This window comes from Italian clover phyllody phytoplasma str. MA1 (assembly GCF_000300695.1).
Classification (GTDB): Bacteria; Bacillota_I; Bacilli_A; order Acholeplasmatales; family Acholeplasmataceae; genus Phytoplasma.
Genome location: NZ_AKIM01000038.1, coordinates 1 through 2,809 on the forward strand (window position 1 = coordinate 1; position 2,809 = coordinate 2,809).

The window sequence follows — 2,809 nt, forward strand, 5'->3', positions numbered from 1 at the left end:
AATCTTTTTCATTTTAAAAATATAAAATTAATATAAAAAAAGTAACTAAAAATCGTTATTTTTTCATATTAATTGGTTCCTATAATGTATATTATGTAAACCAATAAAAAGATTAAAGCAAAATCCTTATATCTTGAAATTAAATATTATTTTTCCAAAAAGAAAAGGAAAAATATTTTTTATTTTTTAGAAAAAGATTGTTTTTTTACCTTTTTCACCTATTTAAAAACAAAGTTGATGTTTATATATAATTTTTCTTTTTAAAGGGTTAAAAACATTACTTTAAGGCTATAAAAACGTATTATTGTTTTTTTATTCTAATTATTTTTTCTAAAATCCATTAAAAAAGGGTATTTGTCGGTTTGTTTAAACAATGTTTAATTATAGTAAATAAATATTATTATAATTAAAGTTAAATGTTGTTGGAACGCCAAACGCGTTGAATCTATCACGATAAATCAAACAATTTCTTCAAACTTTAGGACAAGAATTGATTAACCTGAATATTATAAACCACACTAAAAATAAAAAAAAATACCAAAAAGCCAATTATCGCCCTAAAAAACATACTATCTTCGTTGATCCGCAAATCTTGGACGAAATTAAACAAAAAAAAACCTTAAATAATGAAAATTTCTCTTCTAGTAATACAAAATTACTTTCAGATTTACCCCCCCATTAAAACCCATTATAAGATCTTTAAAATTAATTATCGAAATGAATCTAAAAACGCCATCAAAAAATTAATCGGCAAAATTAATCTTCACAAATTAGACACCTTATAATTACATAAACTCGATTCAAATAAAAAAGATAAATATGGTCAATTAAATCAAACAAACTACAACAGAGGTCTGGGCGCCAAAGATTCCTTATTTGCAGTAGTCAAAACCAAAGTAAATAAAAGTTAAATAAAATTTCAAAAAAGTGGCACTTTTTTTTAAAAAATCCGCTATATATATTAATGTAAGGATTAGTATAGTTTGTTTTATTTTTTTTGAATAGGAGTCCAAATAATCGGTCGCAGCAGTGGGATCCATAAAAGAAAAAAAGACTAACTTTTAAGTTAGTCTTAAAGAATTTTTAAAAAGTAAAAAGTTGCCTTAACTTTTAGAGTGCAATAAATATTTTTAATTAAGGTTATTTAATAATAACTAGATTGACTCAATAATATCGTATATTTTTTATTGAATTTGTTAATCTTGTTTTTGTTCTTTTTTTAGATTTTTTTATTTTTGTATAATAAATCATTTGATTTGTGTATATAATGTTGTAAAAAAATCTAAATCTTTTTCTGAAGATAATGTTTCTTTTTCTAATAATTCGTTACACAACTGTATTAAAACTTTGTTGTTTTGGAAAATAATCTTTTCTACTTCAGCAATATGTTTTCTGAATTGTTGATTGTCTGGTTGTTTTTCTTTTATTGATTGTAAATTAACTCTTGCATGATTAAAATCTGAATAAAATCCAGTTTTACCTTCAATCGAATGATTTTTTATAAAACATTCTGCAACTAAACCTGCTAAATTCACTTGAATAGAACATATGGCGTCTCCATATTGTTTATGAAAAAAACATCCTTCATATCCTTCATCTGAATCCGGTTTAATTGTAACTTTATTTATAAATTGTTTTATTTTATTTTGTATATTTTCTACTGTTTCTTCTTCATTTTGCGGACATTTTTTAAGATGATATAAAAAAGTTAAAGTATGTCCTGATTCATGTATAGCTGTTATTCTTTTTGGATTATTATCATAATTATTTATTCGTACAAATGGATAAGTTAATGAATTACATGAATCCTCTTTATACAATTTTTGAATATTTTCTTTAATACTTTTTTGCACATTTGACATTATATCTTCTTCTAATTTTTGTTCTAATTTTTCTTCTAATTTTTTTGATTGATTTCTAATTTCATCTTTAATACATTCAAATGTGTCTTTTTTTTCTTTTATTTGCTGAAATACCGAATTTAATTCTTTTTCTAAGTCTATTTGTATTTTGCCAATTTGGCCTTCTAATGTTCCTATTTTCTTGACAAAGTTATCATTAACATTATTATATTGTTTTTTTAAATCTTTTTTTATTTCTTCTATTTTAACTAATATTTCATTTGTTAATCTTACATTATCAATATTATCATATGTTTTAAAAACATCTTCGTATTCTTTTATTTGTTTTATTTCATTTGTTACATTATCAACAATATTTATATTATTTGATTCATTATTTAATAAATTTATTAAACCAGATAATTGTTCATTTAATTTTATTTGGTCATTTGTTAGCGATGTTTGTGTTTGAAAATCAAATTTAATAAAAACCTTTTCGTGTTTGTTTATTAAAACATTTTTTATTTCATTTATTTTTTGTTGTAATTCTTTAATAATAGATTTGAAATTATAATTACTTTTGTTAATTTTCTCAAAAATATCAATCATATTATTTTTATTTTCAGAAACAATTAAAGATATATTATCTGAAGATTGTTGTAATTGAGATATTTGTGAATCATTTTGAATTAATTTTTGTTCAATTTTATCTGCTTCTTCACAAATTTGGATTACATCATTATTTAAATATGTTTTTTCATTATTAATTAATTTTTCGAAATCTTTATTATATTCATTATTTAATTTTAAACGATACAATTTCTCATTATTAAATTTATTTAAACGTTTTAATTCTGAATTTAATTTTTGAACTGTTTTATCATTGTCTTCTGAAATATTTTTTTCATTTTCTTTAATAACAACTTTATCTGCATCGGGTGAGCCCCAAAGAAATGGTACTGAATGAC

The 2,809-nt window shown here is 21.6% G+C and carries 2 protein-coding genes; one reads left to right on the forward strand and one right to left on the reverse strand.

The genetic code is table 11. The features are described from left to right. The first annotated feature begins 490 nt into the window (after positions 1–490). Positions 491–682, forward strand: a complete 192-nt coding sequence (locus tag RI01_RS03795) for a hypothetical protein (RefSeq protein ID WP_017192993.1) — start codon at positions 491–493, stop codon at positions 680–682. A gap of 565 nt (positions 683–1,247) precedes the next feature. On the opposite strand, the gene RI01_RS03655 is transcribed toward RI01_RS03795, so the two are convergent. Continuing rightward, on the reverse strand, positions 1,248–2,809 hold a 1,562-nt coding region (locus RI01_RS03655), incomplete at its 5' end, for a hypothetical protein (protein WP_017192994.1).